Annotated in this window: 20 protein-coding genes; 9 read left to right on the forward strand and 11 right to left on the reverse strand. The window is 57.8% G+C overall.

Annotation, left to right across the window (positions count from 1 at the left end; translation table 11 throughout):
• Positions 1 to 94: 94 nt before the first annotated feature.
• Genes flhA through G6L28_RS02055 form a run of 6 tightly spaced genes read left to right on the forward strand, consistent with a single transcriptional unit; the run spans position 95 to position 4,857 of the window.
• Positions 95 to 2,185: a flagellar biosynthesis protein FlhA gene (flhA, locus tag G6L28_RS02030; RefSeq protein ID WP_174062113.1), complete on the forward strand. Its 2,091-nt coding sequence runs from the start codon at positions 95 to 97 to the stop codon at positions 2,183 to 2,185.
• Entirely contained in the window at positions 2,182 to 2,934 is a 753-nt protein-coding gene (gene fliR / locus G6L28_RS02035; RefSeq protein WP_174062114.1) for a flagellar biosynthetic protein FliR, read from the forward strand. Before flhA ends, fliR begins: the two co-directional genes overlap by 4 nt.
• Before the next feature lie 6 nt (positions 2,935 to 2,940).
• Positions 2,941 to 3,348, forward strand: a complete 408-nt coding sequence (locus tag G6L28_RS02040; protein ID WP_174062115.1) for a hypothetical protein — start codon at positions 2,941 to 2,943, stop codon at positions 3,346 to 3,348.
• A 41-nt stretch (positions 3,349 to 3,389) separates the two neighbouring features.
• A complete protein-coding gene (locus tag G6L28_RS02045) occupies positions 3,390 to 3,944 on the forward strand; it encodes a rod-binding protein (RefSeq protein WP_174062116.1) in 555 nt (184 codons plus the stop codon).
• Positions 3,945 to 3,967: 23 nt separating this feature from the next.
• Entirely contained in the window at positions 3,968 to 4,333 is a 366-nt protein-coding gene (locus tag G6L28_RS02050; RefSeq protein WP_174062117.1) for a hypothetical protein, read from the forward strand.
• A complete protein-coding gene (locus G6L28_RS02055) occupies positions 4,330 to 4,857 on the forward strand; it encodes a hypothetical protein (RefSeq protein ID WP_174062118.1) in 528 nt (175 codons plus the stop codon). Before G6L28_RS02050 ends, G6L28_RS02055 begins: the two co-directional genes overlap by 4 nt.
• 557 nt (positions 4,858 to 5,414) lie before the next feature.
• On the opposite strand, the gene fliP is transcribed toward G6L28_RS02055, so the two are convergent.
• The 10 genes from fliP to flgB form a co-directional block, all read right to left on the reverse strand.
• Complete coding sequence (gene fliP, locus G6L28_RS02060) at positions 5,415 to 6,152, reverse strand: flagellar type III secretion system pore protein FliP (RefSeq protein WP_174062119.1); 738 nt, start codon at positions 6,150 to 6,152, stop codon at positions 5,415 to 5,417.
• The gene (locus G6L28_RS02065; RefSeq protein ID WP_174062120.1) at positions 6,149 to 6,697 is read right to left on the reverse strand and encodes a flagellar basal body-associated FliL family protein; all 549 of its coding nucleotides are present in this window, start codon (positions 6,695 to 6,697) and stop codon (positions 6,149 to 6,151) included. The genes fliP and G6L28_RS02065 overlap by 4 nt, the downstream gene beginning before the upstream one ends.
• 68 nt (positions 6,698 to 6,765) lie before the next feature.
• Complete coding sequence (gene flgH / locus G6L28_RS02070) at positions 6,766 to 7,491, reverse strand: flagellar basal body L-ring protein FlgH (protein WP_174062121.1); 726 nt, start codon at positions 7,489 to 7,491, stop codon at positions 6,766 to 6,768.
• Positions 7,488 to 8,018 (reverse strand): MotE family protein, encoded by a 531-nt coding sequence (locus G6L28_RS02075; RefSeq protein ID WP_174062122.1) that lies wholly within the window; start codon positions 8,016 to 8,018, stop codon positions 7,488 to 7,490. The genes flgH and G6L28_RS02075 overlap by 4 nt, the downstream gene beginning before the upstream one ends.
• Positions 8,015 to 9,139 carry a flagellar basal body P-ring protein FlgI gene (locus G6L28_RS02080; protein WP_174062123.1) on the reverse strand — a complete coding sequence of 375 codons (1,125 nt, stop codon included), beginning with the start codon at positions 9,137 to 9,139 and terminating at the stop codon, positions 8,015 to 8,017. Before G6L28_RS02080 ends, G6L28_RS02075 begins: the two co-directional genes overlap by 4 nt.
• On the reverse strand, positions 9,136 to 9,624 hold the full coding sequence (gene flgA / locus G6L28_RS02085; protein ID WP_174062124.1) for a flagellar basal body P-ring formation chaperone FlgA: 489 nt from the start codon (positions 9,622 to 9,624) through the stop codon (positions 9,136 to 9,138). The genes G6L28_RS02080 and flgA overlap by 4 nt, the downstream gene beginning before the upstream one ends.
• A 16-nt stretch (positions 9,625 to 9,640) precedes the next feature.
• Entirely contained in the window at positions 9,641 to 10,429 is a 789-nt protein-coding gene (gene flgG, locus G6L28_RS02090) for a flagellar basal-body rod protein FlgG (RefSeq protein ID WP_174062125.1), read from the reverse strand.
• A gap of 19 nt (positions 10,430 to 10,448) precedes the next feature.
• On the reverse strand, positions 10,449 to 10,796 hold the full coding sequence (locus tag G6L28_RS02095; RefSeq protein ID WP_174062212.1) for a flagellar hook-basal body complex protein FliE: 348 nt from the start codon (positions 10,794 to 10,796) through the stop codon (positions 10,449 to 10,451).
• Between the two features lie 2 nt (positions 10,797 to 10,798).
• Complete coding sequence (flgC, locus tag G6L28_RS02100; RefSeq protein ID WP_174062213.1) at positions 10,799 to 11,215, reverse strand: flagellar basal body rod protein FlgC; 417 nt, start codon at positions 11,213 to 11,215, stop codon at positions 10,799 to 10,801.
• Positions 11,215 to 11,604, reverse strand: coding sequence for a flagellar basal body rod protein FlgB (gene flgB, locus G6L28_RS02105; RefSeq protein WP_174062126.1), 390 nt, complete (start codon positions 11,602 to 11,604; stop codon positions 11,215 to 11,217). Before flgB ends, flgC begins: the two co-directional genes overlap by 1 nt.
• Positions 11,605 to 11,809: 205 nt before the next feature.
• Here flgB and G6L28_RS02110 point away from each other — a divergent pair, with 205 nt between their 5' ends.
• Positions 11,810 to 13,606, forward strand: a complete 1,797-nt coding sequence (locus tag G6L28_RS02110) for a hypothetical protein (RefSeq protein WP_174062127.1) — start codon at positions 11,810 to 11,812, stop codon at positions 13,604 to 13,606.
• 220 nt (positions 13,607 to 13,826) lie between these two features.
• Entirely contained in the window at positions 13,827 to 14,726 is a 900-nt protein-coding gene (gene folD / locus G6L28_RS02115) for a bifunctional methylenetetrahydrofolate dehydrogenase/methenyltetrahydrofolate cyclohydrolase FolD (RefSeq protein ID WP_174062128.1), read from the forward strand.
• A gap of 3 nt (positions 14,727 to 14,729) precedes the next feature.
• Here the strand turns inward: folD and G6L28_RS02120 are convergent, their stop codons facing one another.
• Positions 14,730 to 15,752: a substrate-binding domain-containing protein gene (locus tag G6L28_RS02120; protein WP_174062129.1), complete on the reverse strand. Its 1,023-nt coding sequence runs from the start codon at positions 15,750 to 15,752 to the stop codon at positions 14,730 to 14,732.
• Between the two features lie 291 nt (positions 15,753 to 16,043).
• Between G6L28_RS02120 and G6L28_RS02125 the strand changes: the two genes are divergently transcribed.
• Positions 16,044 to 17,405: an ABC transporter substrate-binding protein gene (locus tag G6L28_RS02125; RefSeq protein WP_174062130.1), complete on the forward strand. Its 1,362-nt coding sequence runs from the start codon at positions 16,044 to 16,046 to the stop codon at positions 17,403 to 17,405.
• Positions 17,406 to 17,431: the final 26 nt, after the last annotated feature.

Consider the following 17,431-nt stretch of genomic DNA (forward strand, 5'->3'; position numbering starts at 1 on the left):
TGGGACGTCGATCTATGTCCGTTGGTCGGCAGGGCTATCCAATGACAGGAGGCCCGGACCCGCTTGCATATTCTCATGAAGAGATGGAGTTAGAATGGCGACGCCTCCGAGCACAATGCCCCTTCCGAAATTAGCGCCGGCTGGCCGCGATATCGGATTTGCCGTCGGCATCGTTGCCATCCTGTGCATCTTGTTCCTGCCCATCCCGGTTTTCATGATCGACATGGGGCTGGCATTTTCCATTGCCTTCTCCGTTCTCATCCTGATGGTCGCCTTGTGGATCCAGCGTCCTCTGGATTTCTCTTCCTTCCCGACAATTCTGCTGATCGCCACCATGATCCGTCTGGCGCTGAATATTGCGACGACGCGTGTCATCCTGTCCCACGGACACCAGGGTCACGACGCTGCCGGTGGCGTCATTGCGGGCTTTGCCAGCCTCGTCATGTCCGGTGACTTCGTTATCGGTCTGATCGTCTTTCTCATCCTGATCGTGGTGAACTTCATCGTCATCACCAAGGGCGCCACCCGTATCGCGGAAGTCGGCGCGCGTTTTACCCTCGATGCCATTCCCGGCAAGCAGATGTCCATCGACGCCGACCTTTCGGCGGGCATAATCAACGAGAAGGAAGCGCAGAAGCGTCGTCGCGAGCTGGAGGAGGAAAGCTCCTTTTACGGTGCGATGGACGGTGCCTCGAAATTCGTCCGCGGTGATGCCGTGGCCGGTCTGATCATCACCATGATCAACATCTGCGGCGGTATCATCATTGGCGTTTTCCGCCACGGCATGGGCGTGGGTGAAGCGGCCGACGTTTTCGTCAAGCTTTCTGTGGGTGACGGTATCGTCTCGCAGGTTCCCGCGCTGATCGTATCGCTTGCCGCAGGTCTCATCGTGACCCGTGGCGGGACGCAAGGTTCGACCGACGTGGCCGTCATCGGTCAGCTTAGCGGTTACCCCCGTGCGCTTTCGGTGGCCGCGGGCCTGATGCTGGTTCTGTCGCTCGTTCCTGGTTTGCCCCTTCTGCCCTTCATGTTTTTGAGCGTGATGCTGGCCGCTGCCGCCTGGATCATTCCAAAGCAGCTGGAGCGCGAGCGCGCAGCCGTGCGTGCCGAAGAAGAAAAGAACACCGCGAAGGTTCAGGAGACCGAGAAAGATACGGTCAAGAACGTTCTTCGCACCACCGAAATCGAGCTTGCGCTGGGCAAGCAGGTTTCGCCGCGCCTCCTGGGCGCACATCAGGAGCTTGGCTTCCGGGTCGGCAAGATGCGCAAGAAGTTTGCTGCCCAATACGGCTTCGTCGTTCCGGAGATCAAGGTCACGGACGATATTGCGATACCGGACAAGTCCTACCAGATACGAATTCACGGGACCACGGTTGCCGCAAGCACGTTGCGCGTGGGTGAAGTCCTCGTCATCACCGGCAAGGGCCGCAGGCCGTCCGTACCCGGAGACGATGTAAGAGAACCGGCATTTGGCATGCCTGCAGTTTCCGTGCTCGAAAACTTCGTGGAAGATCTGAAGCGCGAGGGCTTCCATCCGATCGACAATATTTCGGCGCTGCTAACGCATGTCAGCGAGGTCATCCGCAACAACCTGCCGATGCTTTTGTCCTATAAGGACGTGAAAATCCTCATCGACCGCCTTGATCCGGAATACAAGAAACTGGCAGACGAAATCTGCTCGTCGCACATGTCCTATTCCGGCCTGCAGGCGATCCTGAAGCTTTTGCTGGCGGAGCGTGTATCGATCCGCAACCTGCATCTCATTCTGGAAGCCGTTGCCGAGCTCGCACCACATCTTCGCAAGACGGAACAGATCGTGGAACATGTTCGCATCCGCATGGCGCAGCAGATCTGCGGCGACCTTTCCGACAATGGCGTGCTGCGCGTCCTGCGTCTCGGGACGAAGTGGGATCTCGCATTCCAGCAGGCCATCAAGCGCGATGGCAAGGGCGATGTCATCGAATTCGACATAGATCCGCGCCAGGTGGAGGAGTTCAGCAACGAGGCAAGCAAAGTTATCCGTGAATACATGGATGTCGGCCTGCCATTCGTACTTGTCACTCTGCCCGAAACGCGGCCATATGTACGCATGATCACGGAGCGTCTGTTCAGCACGCTTCCGGTCCTCTCTCACGTCGAACTGGCCAAGGGCACGGAAATCAAGATACTCGGCTCCATTTCATGATCTCAGACCCGCAGGGAACAATCATGGCGCTGTTTCTGGCATTTTGCCGGATCGGCGCCTGCGTCATGGTGATGCCCGGTTTTTCCTCGGCGCGCCTGCCTGTGCAGATCAGATTGTTTCTTGCCTTCGCCCTGTCGCTGGCCATCTTGCCGTTGCTTTGGGATACGATCTACCCGGTGGCCCGGGGCGATAACATCACCTTCTTCAGGTACATCCTGTTCGAATCGCTGATCGGCGCGACATTCGGGATGATCGCGCATCTCTATTTCCTCGGCATGCAATTCGCGTCGACAGCAATTGGAACCGCCATCGCGTTGAACGGTCCACCTGCGCAGGACGTGCTGGAAGGCACGTCCGAAAGCCAGCTAACGAGCATGTTGACCTATGGGACGCTGCTGCTGCTGTTCGTGCTGGATTTCCACCATGTCGTGTTCAGGGCCATCGTGGAGTCCTATTCCTCGATACCGCTGGGCGGCATGATCAGCATGCAGAGAATGCTGATCACCCTGACCGACACGCTGGTTGCGGCCATGAACACTGCGCTGAGGGTGGCAAGTCCCTTTATTCTTTACGGTTTTCTATTTCACGTCGCAGTCGGACTGATCAACAAGCTCGCACCGCAGATACCGGTTTACTTCATCTCCACGCCTTACGCGCTGGCCGGTGGCCTGTTGCTGCTCTATTTCGGTATCGGAGCGGTGGTCAACCAGTTCGTGAACGGCTTCTTCCCGATCTTCGCGAATATGTGAGGCACCATGGACCCGTTGAAATCCAAAAAGCTGGACAGACTGGCCAAGGTCCAGGGGCATCTGAAAAAGATGGCGGAAAACGAACTCGCCATCACCACGCGCGAGCGAAACGATCTTGCCGACAAGATAGAGACGCTGAGCGGCTACCTGACCTCTGGTGATCCGTTGCATCAGGAGTTTCTCAAGCATTACGTTGTCCGGCACGCCAGGCTCAAGACACGCGATATGCGTTTGGAAGCGATGCAGGAAGCACAGGAGATGCATCTCCTGAGAGAGACGAAAAAAGGCGAACGCCTGATCGACAAACGCGATGCTGCGCGTGACGACGAAATGCGCGAGCGTGAAGACAACAGCATCTACGAACTCATCGAACTTCAGATGAGCATCAAGTCCTCCAGCCTCCAGCAAGGTTGAAGCCGTATCGTCATCCGATCTAACCGGAAAAGGATGACGAAGTGGCCATTTCCCCTCCAAGCGACCTCGTACTCGATGTCGTCAATGCTGCCGACCCGATGCAGGTTTCTGCAGCGCGTGAGAAGTTGCGTGCAACGAGCGCGGCCAATGAGGCGGCGATCCTCACTGCCAGCAATGCGGGCTTTGAATCTGCGATAGGAAGCCTGGAAACGGCAGCAGGAAAGGCGGGGCTTCACAAGATGCAGCCACCTGCCGAACACGAAAAAATTCCAGAGACCTACCGGAAATTCGAATCCAGCATTCTTTCGACGTTCATCCAGAGCATGATGCCGAAGGAAAGCGAAGAGGTCTACGGCAAAGGGTCGGCAGGCGACTTCTGGAAGGGCATGATGGCCGAGCAGATGGCTGACGCCGTTTCCAAACGCGGTGGAATCGGTATCGCCGAGCAGGCTTATTCGCAGGCCCTGCAACGCCAGCGCGATGCTGCGCCAGTCACATCCGGCGATCAGGACCAGAAAGACCTTACGATGAGCATGGTGACCGACTTCCAGCGTCGCACCTTCTCGACCACAGACACGAAAGAAGCCGAAGGCTGATCAGGCGGAGCGCTGAGACACCCATGGAAATAGTGAATAACGACTACAGAATTCAGGCCATTCTCGGACGGCTGGAAACGGTGATCGATAACGAGAACGAGCGTATCGGCAAAGACCCGGAATTCGATCTGAAGCAGTCGAACGCCCACAAGAGCCGTTGCCTTTATGAACTCAGCATGCTGATGCGTGATGTTGACGGCAAGCAGATTGCCAGCGCCCACAAGCAGCAGCTTACCGATATCAAGGCGAAGCTGGCGGTCAATACCCGGCGCGTCGAGGCCAATCTCTTTGCAGTAAAGGCAGTGGTGGATCTGTTGAAGACTGCCGCAAAACGTGCGGAAGACGATGGCACCTACTCCATCCAGCAATTTGCCCGTGAAGCGCAATGATCAAACTTCTTGCCACAGGTCTCTGGATTCTGGTGATGACGCTCGGCGGCGTTTATGCCGCTGCGAAATTCGGGGGTGGGTCTGCGCAAAGCGAGGTCGCCGCAGCGCCGCCATCGCAATTCATCCAGAGTGAAACCGTCACGCTGCCGGTTCTTTCAGATGGTGCCGTGGCGGGCTACTTCCTAGTTCGCTCGACGCTTGTCGTCGATGAGGAGCTGCTCAAGCAGGTCCATGAGCCGGTTCCTGTCTTCCTGACCGACGAGCTTTATACATTGCTGGTCGGCGACAAGATCGTCGATATCAAGGATACAAACCAGTTCGATGTCGCCGGGTTCAAGGCGAAAATTCGCGATGGCCTCAATACCCGCCTCGGCAAGCCCCTCGTCAAGGACGTGCTGGTCGAGCAGATGGACTACATTACCAAGGACGATATCGAAGCGCGCGACCCGAACCGTCAGCCGCAGCATATCGTGGCCAATACCGACGCGCCACCGCCCAAGGCGGCTTCGGGATCGTCTCACTGAGTTTGTTGATGCAGCGATAAATCAATCGAAGCCTGGAACGTGAAGCGTTTCAGGCTTTGTCGTTTTCGAGCATGAGAAGGGCACTGCTGTCCGGTTTGATGTATTCAGCTGTCTATTATCATGGCGCTTTTTTTGACGGTGTTTTGCCATTGCTGACACCTGTTTTTTGATCTTTACGTAAAGCACTCTCTGGTCAGTCAATGCTTCGATCCGTTTTGAAGGCTATTTGCAAGATTTGACTGCTTCTGCCGCATTTCGCGTGCCGGCCAATTCCCGCTGACATGGATCATTCGCGAAGTCTTATCCGCCCTCATTCCTGTCCTTGGACAGGAATCCAGTCAGTCCAAGTCTTTGGGCTGAAAGAACTCTTCTCGCCGCGCAGAAGAGCGTTGGCTGGATTCCTGTAACAAGAACAGGAATGATGGTGGGGAGAGTTTTGCGTAAAACTGCTATATCGTTTGATATCGGAGAGCCGTGAAACAAGCCCGAGCATGACGGCAGGAGGCCGAGCTGTTGCGTGGATATGGCCGATCAGGGAAACCGAGAGGAGCACATATTTAAGAGAACGAGCGGACGAGCGATCCGACCAGCAGGTTCCATCCATCGATCAGAACGAAGAACAGAATCTTGAACGGTAATGAGATCGATGTCGGCGGCAGCATCATCATGCCCATCGCCATGGTAATCGTCGCCACGACCATATCGATGACGAGGAAGGGCAGGATGATGAGAAAGCCGATCTCGAAGCCGCGCCGGATTTCGGACAGCATGAAGGCAGGAACCAGAACGCGATATTGCGGCTGGGTGCCATTCAGCGTTTCCTGACCGCGTTCGGTCGCAAGGTCGACGAAGAGCGCCAGATCCTTTGGCCGTGTGTTGGCAATCATGAAAGTACGGAAGGGTTCTGCACCGCGCTCTACGGCCTGAGCTTCTGTAAGCTGGTTCTGGAGAAGCGGCTGTATGCCATCCTGCCATGATTTTTCGAAGGTCGGCGCCATGACATAGAACGTCATGAACAGCGCCATACTGGTGAGGATCATGTTGGATGGCGTCGTTCCAAGACCCATGCCGGATCGCAGGATCGAGAAGGCAATGATGAAGCGCGGAAAGCTCGTCACCATGATGAGGATGCCGGGCGCAATCGACAGAACCGTCAGCAGCCCGAATGTGCGGATGATCCAGCCCGCAGCAGAACCATCAAGCGGCAGATTAAGCAAATCCGCCGGTGATTGTTGAGCGAAGGCAAGCCCCGGTGTGAGGGCAAAGAACACCAGATAGGAAAGTTTACGAATCATTCGATCACAAAGGTTCTGAACAGAACCTTGGATACGCGCCCTTTTGATCTGAGGTCAACGATTTCTCTCAGGTCATCCCTAAGATATTGAAAGCCACGCGGCCCCTGCACCTGTTGCAGGGAAACGGTTCGCAGGTAACCCAGTATTTCCTGGTGCAATTCCTGCGCGATTGCGTCGTCGCCCGGGCCGGAAAATTGCAGTGCGAGTTCAAGCCTTATCCAGCTGTCCGTCGGATATCCGAGGTTCGTGACAATGGGCGGAAGGGTTATGAGGCTGGCTGCCGCTGCACCTGCCGCGCCATGTTCGCCACCGGCCGGTGCTGCACCGTGTTCGCCAGCGGCTGGTTCTGCCGCAGGCTCGGCCGCGGGGGCCTGCTCGGCAGGCGCAGCCGTAACCGCAGGTGCTGGAACAAGCAGTGTCTTGCCGACGAACCATCCGCCGCCGAGCCCGAGAAGCGACAGCACCGCGACGATGCCGATGGTCGCAATCGGCGACTGCTTCTTCTGAACCGGTGGATCGATCGCCGTCAAATTCGTTAATGCCATTTCTAGCGCCTGTAAAAGACTTGTGGTTCGGTCTCTGTTGACGAAGGGAGCGTCGCTCCCGCCGATCATCAGATCGGGGAGAACAGGTCCACGACCTGCTGGCCAACAGGTGGCTGCTGAACTTCCATCAGACGGCCGCGACCGCCATAGGAGATGCGTGCTTCGGCAATCTTGTCGTAGGAGATCGTGTTTTCGGAATTCACGTCCTGCGGACGCGCGATACCTGCGACGTTCAGAATACGGATCTCATGGTTGACGCGCACTTCCTGCGAGCCGGAAATCAGGAGATTTCCGTTTTCGAGAATACCTGTCACGACGGCTGCCACCAGAAGCGTCAGGCGTTCGGATCGGTTGATCGAGCCTTTGCCGTTGGCTTCACTGGTGTTGTCGAAGGTGAGCGACGAGTCGGCCCTGGGCTTCCAACCGAGGATCTGAGCGTCCGCGGTCCATGACGTGTCGCGGTTGTTTTCGCGCTTGCGATCCGTCTGGTTGTCGAACGAAGCCCGGTCGTTGATCTGAATGTTGACCGTCAGGATATCGCCGATATTGAGCGCACGGGCGTCTTTGAAAAGTGCAGCCTTGCTGTCGCTCCACAACGAATATCCGCTGGCGGTGCGCAGCGGCTGTTTCGGATAGGACGACAGTTGCGGCGCCTGGCTGAACTGGAGCCCGCTGCCGATGGGGCTCATTGCCGGTGCATTGCCGATTTCCTTGAGGGTCTGGCTTTCCGTCACACTCTTGCAGCCCGTCAGGATGCTGGAGGCGGCAAGAAGGAGAATGAGCGCTTTGTTCATGACGGATCTCTTGATGTGGTTCTATCGGTCGCGCTGGACATGATCGAGGCGACGAGGGCGGCCTTCTTGGCGTCCATCTCGCTGAGGATCAGGGCCGACTGGCGCGGGGGCAGCTTCATGATGATCGCAGCGGCGATACCGGCGTTGATTTCTTCCAGCTGCGGTGCGGCGGCATCGGGCTTCATGGCCTTGTAAACGTCGACGAGGTTGGCTTCCGCCTGCTGAAGAAAGTCATTGCGACGTTTCAGCCAGTCTTCGTATTCCGCCTTGCGCGCTTCCATCACCGTAATACGGTCATTGACGTCCTGCTGGAGCTTTTCGAGATCCTGCTTCTGCATCAGGTAACGCTGGTCACGCGCCTGATCGACGATGTTCGTGCAATATTGCTGGATTTCCTGACCGCTGGTGTCGCCGGAGGTGACGCGAAGCTGTTCCTGCGCGCGGGCGGAGGGCAGGGCGGCAGCCATGAGGAAGAGTGCGGCCAGCGTGCGGCGCGGGGTGAAGAGTTCAAGTGCTTTTGCTATCATTGCAATACCAACTCCGCTTGCAGGGCGCCTGCCGACTTGATGCCTTGCAGGATGGAGATGATGCCATCCGGCTTGACGCCGATGTTGTTCAGCCCGGCAACCAGCGAACGAAGGTTCGGTCCTTCGAGGATCGCAACCGGCCCGCCGCTATCCTGCGCCATGATATCCGTCTGTGGCTGGACTGCCGTTTGCCCACGGGAGAAGGGTGCGGGCTGGATGACCTGCGGCGTTTCGGTGACTTGAACCGTTAACGTGCCATAGCTGACCGCCACCTGGGAAATCCGCACATCCGCGCCGATCACGATGGTGCCGGTACGCTCGTTGATAACGACCTTGGCGGGCGTATCGGTTTCGACGGCAAGGTTTTCGATGCTGGCCATCAGCCGTGTCAGGTCAGCGGTTCTGGGCTTCTGGATGAAGATCACCTGCGAGTCCCGTGCATCGGCGATCGGTTCACCGAAGGAGGTACGGGCAAAGCCGTTGATCGCATCGGCAACACGGGTGGCTGTCGAGAAATCGGGATTGCGCAGTTGCAGAACGAGGTTGACCGAATCCTTGAACTGCGAAGGCAGCTCGCGTTCGATGATCGCGCCGCTCGGAACCCGCCCGGATGTGGTGACGCCCTGCGTCAACTGGGCTGCCTGTCCCTCGGCATTGAAGCCGGAAACGATGACGGAGCCCTGTGCGACGGCGTAAATTTGCCCATCGGCACCGGACATCGAGGTCATGATCAGCGTGCCACCGCGCAAGGAGGAAGCGTCGCCCAGCGAACTCACGTTTACATCCAGCCTGCTGCCGGGGCTTGCGAATGGAGGAAGGTTTGCCGTGACCATGACCGCTGCCACGTTATTGGCGCTGGTCTGGTTGCCCTGCATGGAAATGCCGAGGTTCTGCAACATGGCCCGCATCGACTGCTCGGTAAACGGCGAGGCGCGCATGCTATCGCCGGACCCCTGAAGACCAACGACGAGACCGTAGCCGATAAGCTGGTTTTCACGCCCCGCCTGCAAGGAAGCGATGTCCTTGATGCGTGCGCTCGATTGCGCCTGCACCGCTGGCGCTCCGGTAAACAATGTTGCGACGGTCAAGGCGGCAACGATCAGACCCTGGCGGAAACTCATCTTTCAAAAACCTCCACGGTTCCGTCCTGCATGGCGGTTCCGCTGATCGTTACGCCCGTGTCCCGATTGCGCACGCGCACCAGATCACCGGCCATCGCGTCTTCCAGCGCGGTCCCGGAGGCGGATAGTTTCATGCCGCTCTTGCTGTAGGTGATCCGCACGTTTGCGGCGCGCTGGATGGTGAAGGGATCGCGAAGATCGCCAAGCGGGATCGTACGTCCTGCGACCAGCGTCTTCTTCGAAACCTTGCCGATAACGGCTTCCACATTATCCGCATAGCCGGGGGCGATGTTGGGATTGGTGACCGGCACTTCGGTCACCTGATTGCGGGAGATGGGTTCGCCCGGAAAAATCATGGCTGTGGGAACAACGGCGTTTCTCTGTTGGGCAACAGCCGATTGCGGCGCAATTACCGCGATAGCGACCGTCACGGCAAAGGCCATGTTGCAAATGCTGCCAAGCACGATTTTCGGGCGAAACTTCATGTTACCCTACCTTCGGTTATTTCAGGTTCTGACTGACGATCTTCGCCATGTCGTCTGCGGTAGTGATGACCTTGGAGTTCATCTCGTAAGCGCGCTGCGCGGAGATCAGGTCGGTGATTTCCTTGACCGCATCGACGTTGGAGCTTTCCAGGTAATGCTGTTTGACGTACCCGTAACCTTCGGTCTGCGGCGTGGCGTCAACGGGAGCGCCGGACGCTTCGGTCTGCGCAAACAGGTTGTCACCGAGGGGACGCAGCCCGGCCTCGTTGGCAAAGTTGCTCATGCTCAGCTGGCCAAGCTGCGTCAGCGTATTGGCGTTGCCGATACGGGCCGCGACGTTACCATCCTGGCTGATGGTGACATCCGTCGCGTTGTTCGGGATGACGATGTTGGGCAGAACGCCATAACCGTCGATCGTCACCAGCCGTCCGGTTGCATCCTTGTTGAACGCGCCGGCGCGAGTATACAGGACTTCGTTGTTCGGACCTTCCACGCGGAACCAGCCCTTGCCGATGATCGCGACGTCGAGATCGTTTCCGGTCTGCGTCACTTCGCCCTGAAGGTGAAGCTTGCGGACGGCGGAGGTCTGTACACCGAGGCCGATATTCGCGCCTTCCGGCACGACGGACTGGTTTGCGCGGTTCATGACGCCCTGCGCGCGTTCCGTCTGGTACAGAAGGTCGGTAAACTCGGCACGGCCGCGTTTGAAAGCCGTTGTGTTGATGTTCGCGATGTTGTTCGCGATGACCTCAAGGTTCGTCTGCTGGGCATCCATGCCCGTTGCTGCGATAGATAGCGCTCTCATGTCTTCACGTCCTCAAGGGTCAAATCTGCATTTTCACGACGTCGAGATAGGCTGACACCAGTCGGTCGCGCAGAGCGACTGCGGTCTGAAGCGTCTGGTTGGCCTGCATGACCGCATCCACCACTTCACGCGTGCTGGCCTTGCCCTCGATACCGGCGAAGGAAAGCGCTTCACTCTTCTTCAGGCTGTCGACCGCATCCTGCGCGACGCCGCCGAGAACGCTTGCGAAGCTCGGGCCGGTGACGGCGGTTGCTGCGGTTGAGATAGCGCCGCTTGCAAGCGAATTCAGGCCACCGGAAATTTCCTTCAGGCCGTCGAGTGCGGAGTTACCGTTCAGCGACTTAACGCTGCCAAGAGGGTCGATGATCATCACGTAGCCTTCAACAGGTCGATGGTTGATGTAATCAGGTCGCCGCTCTGCTTGATGACCTGGAGATTGGCGTCATAGCCGCGGTTCGATTCCCGAAGATCGGCCATTTCGATCAGCATGTTGACGTTGGGCAGCTTGACCATGCCCTTATCGTCGGCGGCCGGGCTGTCCGGGTCGTACTCCATGGTGAAATCGGACCGGTCGACCCCGAGCTTCTTCACGCCCACCAGATTGGTGCCGGTTGCCCGGTCCAGCTCTGATGCGAAAGTAATCGTCTTGCGACGGTAGGGGTCGGCGCCGGGGGTGTCGCCTGTCGTGCGGGAGTTGGCGATGTTTTCCGAGACGATACGCAACCGCGTTGCCTGCGCTTCCATGCCGCTGCCTGCGATCTTCAATGAAGACGCGAGAGAATCCATCATTTGCCCACCACGCTCATCATCATCTTGTGAAAGGACCCGACGAGCTGCGTGTTCAGCTCGAACTGCCGCTTGATTTCGCCGGTCTTGGCCATTTCGGTCGAAAGGCCAACCGTGTTGCCGGATTCCTGCACGCCGATTTCATCGGCAAGCTTCGCGTCCTTGATTTCGACCTTGCCGCCACCCGCCACCGCAAGCTCGAAATGAGCAGGATTGGTGCGAGCCATCTGCATTCCCACCGATTTCATTTCGGCTTCGAATGGCAGAACGTCCTTAGCGCGATATTCTGGCGTACTGGCATTGGCAATGTTGGTGGCGACGACTTCCTGACGGACAGAAAGCCACTCCGCCTGCCGGGATGCCAGTGCAAACAGCTGAATCGGCTGCATGACAGTTCTCCGTGTTTAATCTGTCCCCGGTTTAGACCGACAATCTTGCGTGGGACTTACGGAAAGGCGCTTGAGCGGAAAGCGGAAAGGCGCAAACCAGCGGGCCGAAGACACGCTTTTGTTAACTATTTGTTTGCCATGTTGCTTTAGGGTTTGGTGATATTTCGGACCAATCCAGACGTCCATACAACCTTGCGAGTTTGCGATGGTTTTTGAGAAAGAAACGCTTCAGCTGCCGTCGTCCAAGAGGATTCGAGCGAAACTTCGTTCGCTTTCGCTGCGGCATAACCTGTTGTCTGCAGGCGTTATCCTCTCGCTTACGGGCGCGGGAGCGTTCCTGCCGGGCATCCTGCTGGATCAGGGACCGAAGGGGTATGTTTCGAACGCAACCATCGCCGTGTCTGCCTCGAACAGCAGTTCTTCAGAGGTCAGCCGCACGATTATGCAGGTGAGGGAAGCGGTTCTCTCCCCCATCAGCCTCGGTCTTGCCGTTTCCGATCTGCAATTGCAGGCCGAGGATGTCGGCGGCAGTCCGCAGGCAAGCCGAATGGGCTTCCTGATGGATATGCTTTTCGAGGATGAGAGCAATAGCGGCTCACCTGTCAATCCGGCAGAAAATGCCCTGCAAAAATCCATCGGCATTTCTGCATCCGATAACAGCATCGATGTCAGTGCTGTCGCGGCGACACCCGAGATGGCCCAACGTATCGCTGATTACGTCTCCAGCCGGATTATCAGGGAAGTCGGTATTCGCGGTCACGAACCTGGCTTGCAGGTTCTGGAGCAGGCAAGGAAGGGGCTCGACAACGCCGATGCGGCGCTGACCGGCTTCCAGATGCGGCATGGCGAAGAGACGATCTCCCGTATCAGGAGCTTGCAGCAGAGCAGGCTTGATACGGATGCCACCATCGCCGCGCTCTCGCGGCATTCGGAAGAGCTGAAAGACGCTGTCGCCACCGTTTCCGCCATGAAACGCGACGATATCCTGACGAAGAGCCTGCCGGCACTTGCCGCATTTGCGCCTGCGGAAGGGATGCGCCAGACCTACGACGCTGCCAAGCTGGCACTTGCCGAGGTCAATGTCGATCATGGCCCCAAGCATCCCCGTTCGATTGCAGCCCAAGGCGCAGTCGATGCTGCACGCACAGGCATGCTCACCGCCGCCCGGCAGGGGCTCGAAGCGGTGAAGCGGGAAGACAGCACCGTTACCGCGTCGCTCGACAAGCAGTCGGCAGATCGGACCGAACTCGAAAATCAGTTGGCCGCACTGGGCGATGCGCCTGCTGAATTGGCGCGACTGGAAGCTGCTCTTGGCAATGCCCGGCGCGATTATCTTGCAGCCAGCGAGAAGGTCGGTCCGTTTGCGCGTGCGCCCTACGTGACTGCTACCCTGCTGGAGAAAGCAGAGGCGGGAACGGCGCGTTACGATAATGCGAGCTCTGGCCTGATGGCCGCAGGGGGCGGGTTGCTTGGTTTCCTGCTTTCCCTCTTGATCCTCAGCTTCCGTCCTTCGGAGCAGATGGAGGAGGAGATTGTTCCGGACGCGGCAAACCATATTGCGGTTGGCGAAGGTGAAATCCTGCTGGAACCTGTTGTGGATGAGGCTCCCGTATTTGCCGAGCCAATCGAGATCGAACCCGGCCTGTTCGATGATCTGCAAAACGCGGACATTGAGACGGTACATGTTGCCGAAGTCCCGGCCTTGCACGATGAGGATCGTGCAGTCTTGGACGATGATTATCAGGAAGCTGCCAACGACGTGCCGCTGGATGAGCGGGTAAGGCAGGTTCTGATGGGTAATCTCGTTCGTCCTGAGGGTGCCTCTACTGCGCCAGCGCCATTCAGACTGCCACCCTTGCTGGCTGCCGCGTTGGCCGGTGACGCCGAACATGCTGAGGCAGAAACCGATGAGCTGAAACTTCTGCGTCAGGAGCTTGCTCTTTTGAAAGAGCAGCTTCGCGAACACAGCAATGCGGAAGACGCCTTGCGGAAAAGCGCCTGAGCGTTTGATTCCCCTTGCAATCCAGAAGGCCGCGAAGCATTACGGCGTGAGGTCGTGGTGACTGTCTCGCTTATGGGAACATCGGCGACGGTCGTCCGTTGGAAAAATTGCTGCCGGACGCTTATTCTTCTTCCGTTAAGACAACAACCTGTCGCGCGGAGGCAAGGGTTCGATCGTCACCGTGACCTAGATAGTCATCGAGTTCTCAGGAGGCAGGCTTATGGTGGTGATAATCGACGGCAAGGCCAAGGCGGTATCCGTTACGGATGCTGTTCGGGAAGCGTCCGAACGTCTGGAGCAACAGACAGGCACCAAGCCGGGACTTGCAGTCGTCATCGTCGGCGATGATCCGGCAAGCCACGCCTATGTCAATTCCAAGAGCAAGATGGCCAAGCAGTGCGGTTTCAATTCCATCCAGCACACCCTGCCGGAAGACACGAAACAGGAAGACCTGGAGGCACTGGTCGCGACGCTGAACGCCGATGCCTCGATTCACGGCATTCTGGTTCAGCTTCCGCTGCCGAAACATCTCAACTCAGATGCCGTCATCCAGTTGATCCTGGCGGAAAAGGACGTGGACGGTCTGGGCGTTCTCAATGCTGGAAAGCTCGCGGTCGGAGATCTCGAAACCGGCCTTATTTCCTGCACGCCCGCCGGAGCGATGCTTCTGGTGCACAGCATCCACGGTGATGATCTTTCTGGCCTCAATGCGGTCGTGATCGGCCGCTCGAACCTTTTCGGCAAGCCGATGGGCCAACTGCTTCTCAACGCAAATGCCACCGTCACCATGGCGCATTCCCGCACCAAGGATCTGGCATCCGTTTGCAAGGCAGCGGATATTCTAGTTGCCGCCGTGGGTCGACCGCAGATGGTCAAGGCCGATTGGGTCAAGCCCGGTGCGACCGTCATCGATGTCGGCATCAACCGTATTCCTGCGCCTGAAAAGGGCGAGGGCAAGTCTAGGCTGGTGGGTGATGTGGCCTATGAAGAGGCGAGTGCGGTCGCCGCGGCCATCACGCCGGTTCCCGGCGGCGTTGGCCCCATGACGATTGCCATGCTGATGGCCAATACTGTGATCGCAGCACATCGTGCGCTGGGGCAGACCGCGCCAAAATTCTAAGCATCAGCGTGGTGTGGGGCCTGTCGACGCTCGCACCACGAGTTCTGCCTTCCATAATTCCTGAAACGGCTCCATGCGCCCGGTCTTGATCTGCGCGATCAACCGTTCGGCCACGCGAAGTCCCGCAGCACGCAGCGATGACCGCGTCGTCGTCAGTGGCACGGAGAAATTCACAGGCTTGAGCAACGGCAAAACGTCGTCATGGGCAATCAGCGAAATATCGCGCCCGGGCTTTAAGCCTCGCTGGTTGAGCGAACGTATCGCCCCGAGCGCAAGTGCCGTGGAGGCGCAGAGAACGGCGGTCGGTTTCCTAGACTGGTCGAGCAACCGCTCCATCGTGAGGAACCCGGCCTCATCCGTCATCACACTATGGCTGACATTGTCAGGATCAAGCGAATGTCCCTGATCGGCAAGCGCCGATTTCACGCCGCGATAGCGCCGGAACGTGAAGTCATATCCTTCCGGCCCGTTCAAAAGCGCAATATTTTCATGGCCGAGCTGGAGCAGCAGTGACGCCGCATCGTGGAACGCACCCTCATTGTCCACATCGAGAAAGGGATAATCCGGCTCCACACCCCAGGACCGGCCATGCACCATGAAGGGGATCGAAAGGCTTTGCATCATCGCGATGCGGCTGTCGTTCTTCTTCATATAGGCGAGATAAATGCCGTCCACGCGCCCGCTTGCCGCCAGCTCCTTAAGTGCGCTTTCCTCGTCCTTGGGATCAGTCGGCATGATGACGAGGTGAAACCCTTCGCGTGCCGAAACCTCGCCAAGTCCGCTCAGAAACTCTCCGAAATGCACATCCGACTGATGTTCAGGGCCGGTTGGCATGACCAGGCCGATGGAGCCCACCTTGCCGGTCGCAAGCCGTTGCGCGGCAGCATTGGGGCGATAGCCGGTGCGCTGCGCGGCCTCGATGATCTTCTTTCGTGTTTCCGCGTTCACTTCGGGATAGCCGTTGAGGGCGCGGCTGATGGTTGTCTGAGAAATACCGAGTAACTGCGATAATTGCTTCAGGTTCACGTCGCAGCCTCCTCCACCATCGTTCTGAATTTTGCCGAGATCGGAAAAGGCTCCTCCTACCGTCTCCAAACCGCTTTGAACGCTATCAATTGTCTATCATAGTCACAATCTGAAAATGCTCGCCGCAGTGCAATTAATTTGTTTTGCACTGCGGAACCGACAAGAACAGGTTGTAGTTGATGAAGGCTCTTGACTCTCTTTGATCCTCAATGAGATGAATAGCCAGCCAAAGCGCTTTGAATTATGAAATTGCAAAGGCCAAGCCTTGTTCTGTGATGGGAGGTAGATCACATGAAAAAGACATTCTGGACAACAGTCGCTATTGCCACGCTTATTGCTGGCGGTTCATTCGCGGCAGAGTTGAAGTTCAAGCCGGGTGAAGACAGCAAGTTCAACTGGAAGAGCTACGAGGACTACAAAGCCGCCAATGCCAGCCTGAAGGGCGAAACGCTGACGATCTTTGGCCCATGGCGCGGCGAAGATGAGGCGCTGTTCCAGTCGGTTCTCGCCTATTTTGCCGACGCGACCGGCGTCAATGTCCGTTACTCCTCCTCGGAAAACTATGAGCAGCAGATCGTTATCGATACGCAGGCCGGTTCTCCGCCAAACGTCGCGATCCTGCCGCAGCCGGGACTTCTCGCCGATCTCGCAGCCAAGGGTCTGCTGACGCCGTTGGGCGATGAGACCGCGAACTGGGTGAAGGAAAATTACGGTGCCGGTCAGTCCTGGGTGGATCTCGGCATCTATCCAGGCAAGGATGGAAACAAGGCCTATTTCGCATTTCCCTTCAAGGCGGACGTGAAGTCGCTGGTCTGGTACGTGCCTGAAAACTTCGAGGAGGCAGGATACGAAGTTCCAAAGACCATGGAAGACCTCGTCAAGCTTTCCGACCAGATCGTTGCCGATGGCGGCACGCCATGGTGCATCGGTCTCGGCTCCGGCGGTGCGACCGGCTGGCCGGGTACGGACTGGGTGGAAGACTTCATGCTGCGCACGCAGCCGCTCGACGTCTACCTGCAATGGACCAAGAACGAGGTGAAGTTCAACGATCCGCGCGTGGTTGCGGCCATCGAGGAATTCGGCAAGTTCGCCAAGAACGACAAATATGTATCCGGCGGCGTCGCAGCCGTTGCCTCCACCGACTTCCGCGATAGCCCGAAGGGCCTCTTTGACATTCCGCCGAAGTGCTACCTGCACCGTCAGGCCTCCTTCATTCCATCCTTCTTCCCGGAGGGAACGAAGGTCGGTACGGATGTCGATTTCTTCTACATGCCGACATTCGCGTCGAAGCCTGAGCTTGGAAAGCCGGTTCTCGGTGCCGGAACGCTGTTCACCATTACCAAGGATTCCAAGGCGGCCCGCGCTCTGGTCGAATTCCTGAAGACGCCGATTGCCCATGAAGTCTGGATGGCGCAGTCCGGCTTCCTGACACCGTACAAAAAGGTCAATCTGGATACCTATGCCAGCGACCAGACCAAGCGTCAGGGTGAAATCCTGACCACGGCGACCAGCTTTGGCTTCGACGGTTCGGACCTCATGCCCGGCAAGATCGGTGCCGGTGCATTCTGGACGGGCATGGTGGATTTCGTCGGTGGCAAGTCTGCCCAGCAGGTCGGTGACGACATCCAGAAGGCTTGGGACGGCCTCAAGTAATCGAGACTTCCGCCCGGCAGTGGTCG

The organism is Agrobacterium larrymoorei, from assembly GCF_013322225.1.
Lineage (GTDB): Bacteria > Pseudomonadota > Alphaproteobacteria > Rhizobiales > Rhizobiaceae > Agrobacterium > Agrobacterium larrymoorei_A.

What these genes read in the sequence shown, in the direction of transcription:
- flhA (WP_174062113.1), top strand. Translation starts at nt 95, where the DNA reads ATGGCGACGCCTCCGAGCACAATGCCCCTTCCGAAATTAGCGCCGGCT.
- fliR (WP_174062114.1), top strand. Translation starts at nt 2,182, where the DNA reads ATGATCTCAGACCCGCAGGGAACAATCATGGCGCTGTTTCTGGCATTT.
- G6L28_RS02040 (WP_174062115.1), top strand. Translation starts at nt 2,941, where the DNA reads ATGGACCCGTTGAAATCCAAAAAGCTGGACAGACTGGCCAAGGTCCAG.
- G6L28_RS02050 (WP_174062117.1), top strand. Translation starts at nt 3,968, where the DNA reads ATGGAAATAGTGAATAACGACTACAGAATTCAGGCCATTCTCGGACGG.
- G6L28_RS02055 (WP_174062118.1), top strand. Translation starts at nt 4,330, where the DNA reads ATGATCAAACTTCTTGCCACAGGTCTCTGGATTCTGGTGATGACGCTC.
- fliP (WP_174062119.1), bottom strand. Translation starts at nt 6,152, where the DNA reads ATGATTCGTAAACTTTCCTATCTGGTGTTCTTTGCCCTCACACCGGGG.
- G6L28_RS02065 (WP_174062120.1), bottom strand. Translation starts at nt 6,697, where the DNA reads ATGGCATTAACGAATTTGACGGCGATCGATCCACCGGTTCAGAAGAAG.
- flgH (WP_174062121.1), bottom strand. Translation starts at nt 7,491, where the DNA reads ATGAACAAAGCGCTCATTCTCCTTCTTGCCGCCTCCAGCATCCTGACG.
- G6L28_RS02075 (WP_174062122.1), bottom strand. Translation starts at nt 8,018, where the DNA reads ATGATAGCAAAAGCACTTGAACTCTTCACCCCGCGCCGCACGCTGGCC.
- G6L28_RS02080 (WP_174062123.1), bottom strand. Translation starts at nt 9,139, where the DNA reads ATGAGTTTCCGCCAGGGTCTGATCGTTGCCGCCTTGACCGTCGCAACA.
- flgA (WP_174062124.1), bottom strand. Translation starts at nt 9,624, where the DNA reads ATGAAGTTTCGCCCGAAAATCGTGCTTGGCAGCATTTGCAACATGGCC.
- flgG (WP_174062125.1), bottom strand. Translation starts at nt 10,429, where the DNA reads ATGAGAGCGCTATCTATCGCAGCAACGGGCATGGATGCCCAGCAGACG.
- flgC (WP_174062213.1), bottom strand. Translation starts at nt 11,215, where the DNA reads ATGGATTCTCTCGCGTCTTCATTGAAGATCGCAGGCAGCGGCATGGAA.
- flgB (WP_174062126.1), bottom strand. Translation starts at nt 11,604, where the DNA reads ATGCAGCCGATTCAGCTGTTTGCACTGGCATCCCGGCAGGCGGAGTGG.
- G6L28_RS02110 (WP_174062127.1), top strand. Translation starts at nt 11,810, where the DNA reads ATGGTTTTTGAGAAAGAAACGCTTCAGCTGCCGTCGTCCAAGAGGATT.
- folD (WP_174062128.1), top strand. Translation starts at nt 13,827, where the DNA reads ATGGTGGTGATAATCGACGGCAAGGCCAAGGCGGTATCCGTTACGGAT.
- G6L28_RS02125 (WP_174062130.1), top strand. Translation starts at nt 16,044, where the DNA reads ATGAAAAAGACATTCTGGACAACAGTCGCTATTGCCACGCTTATTGCT.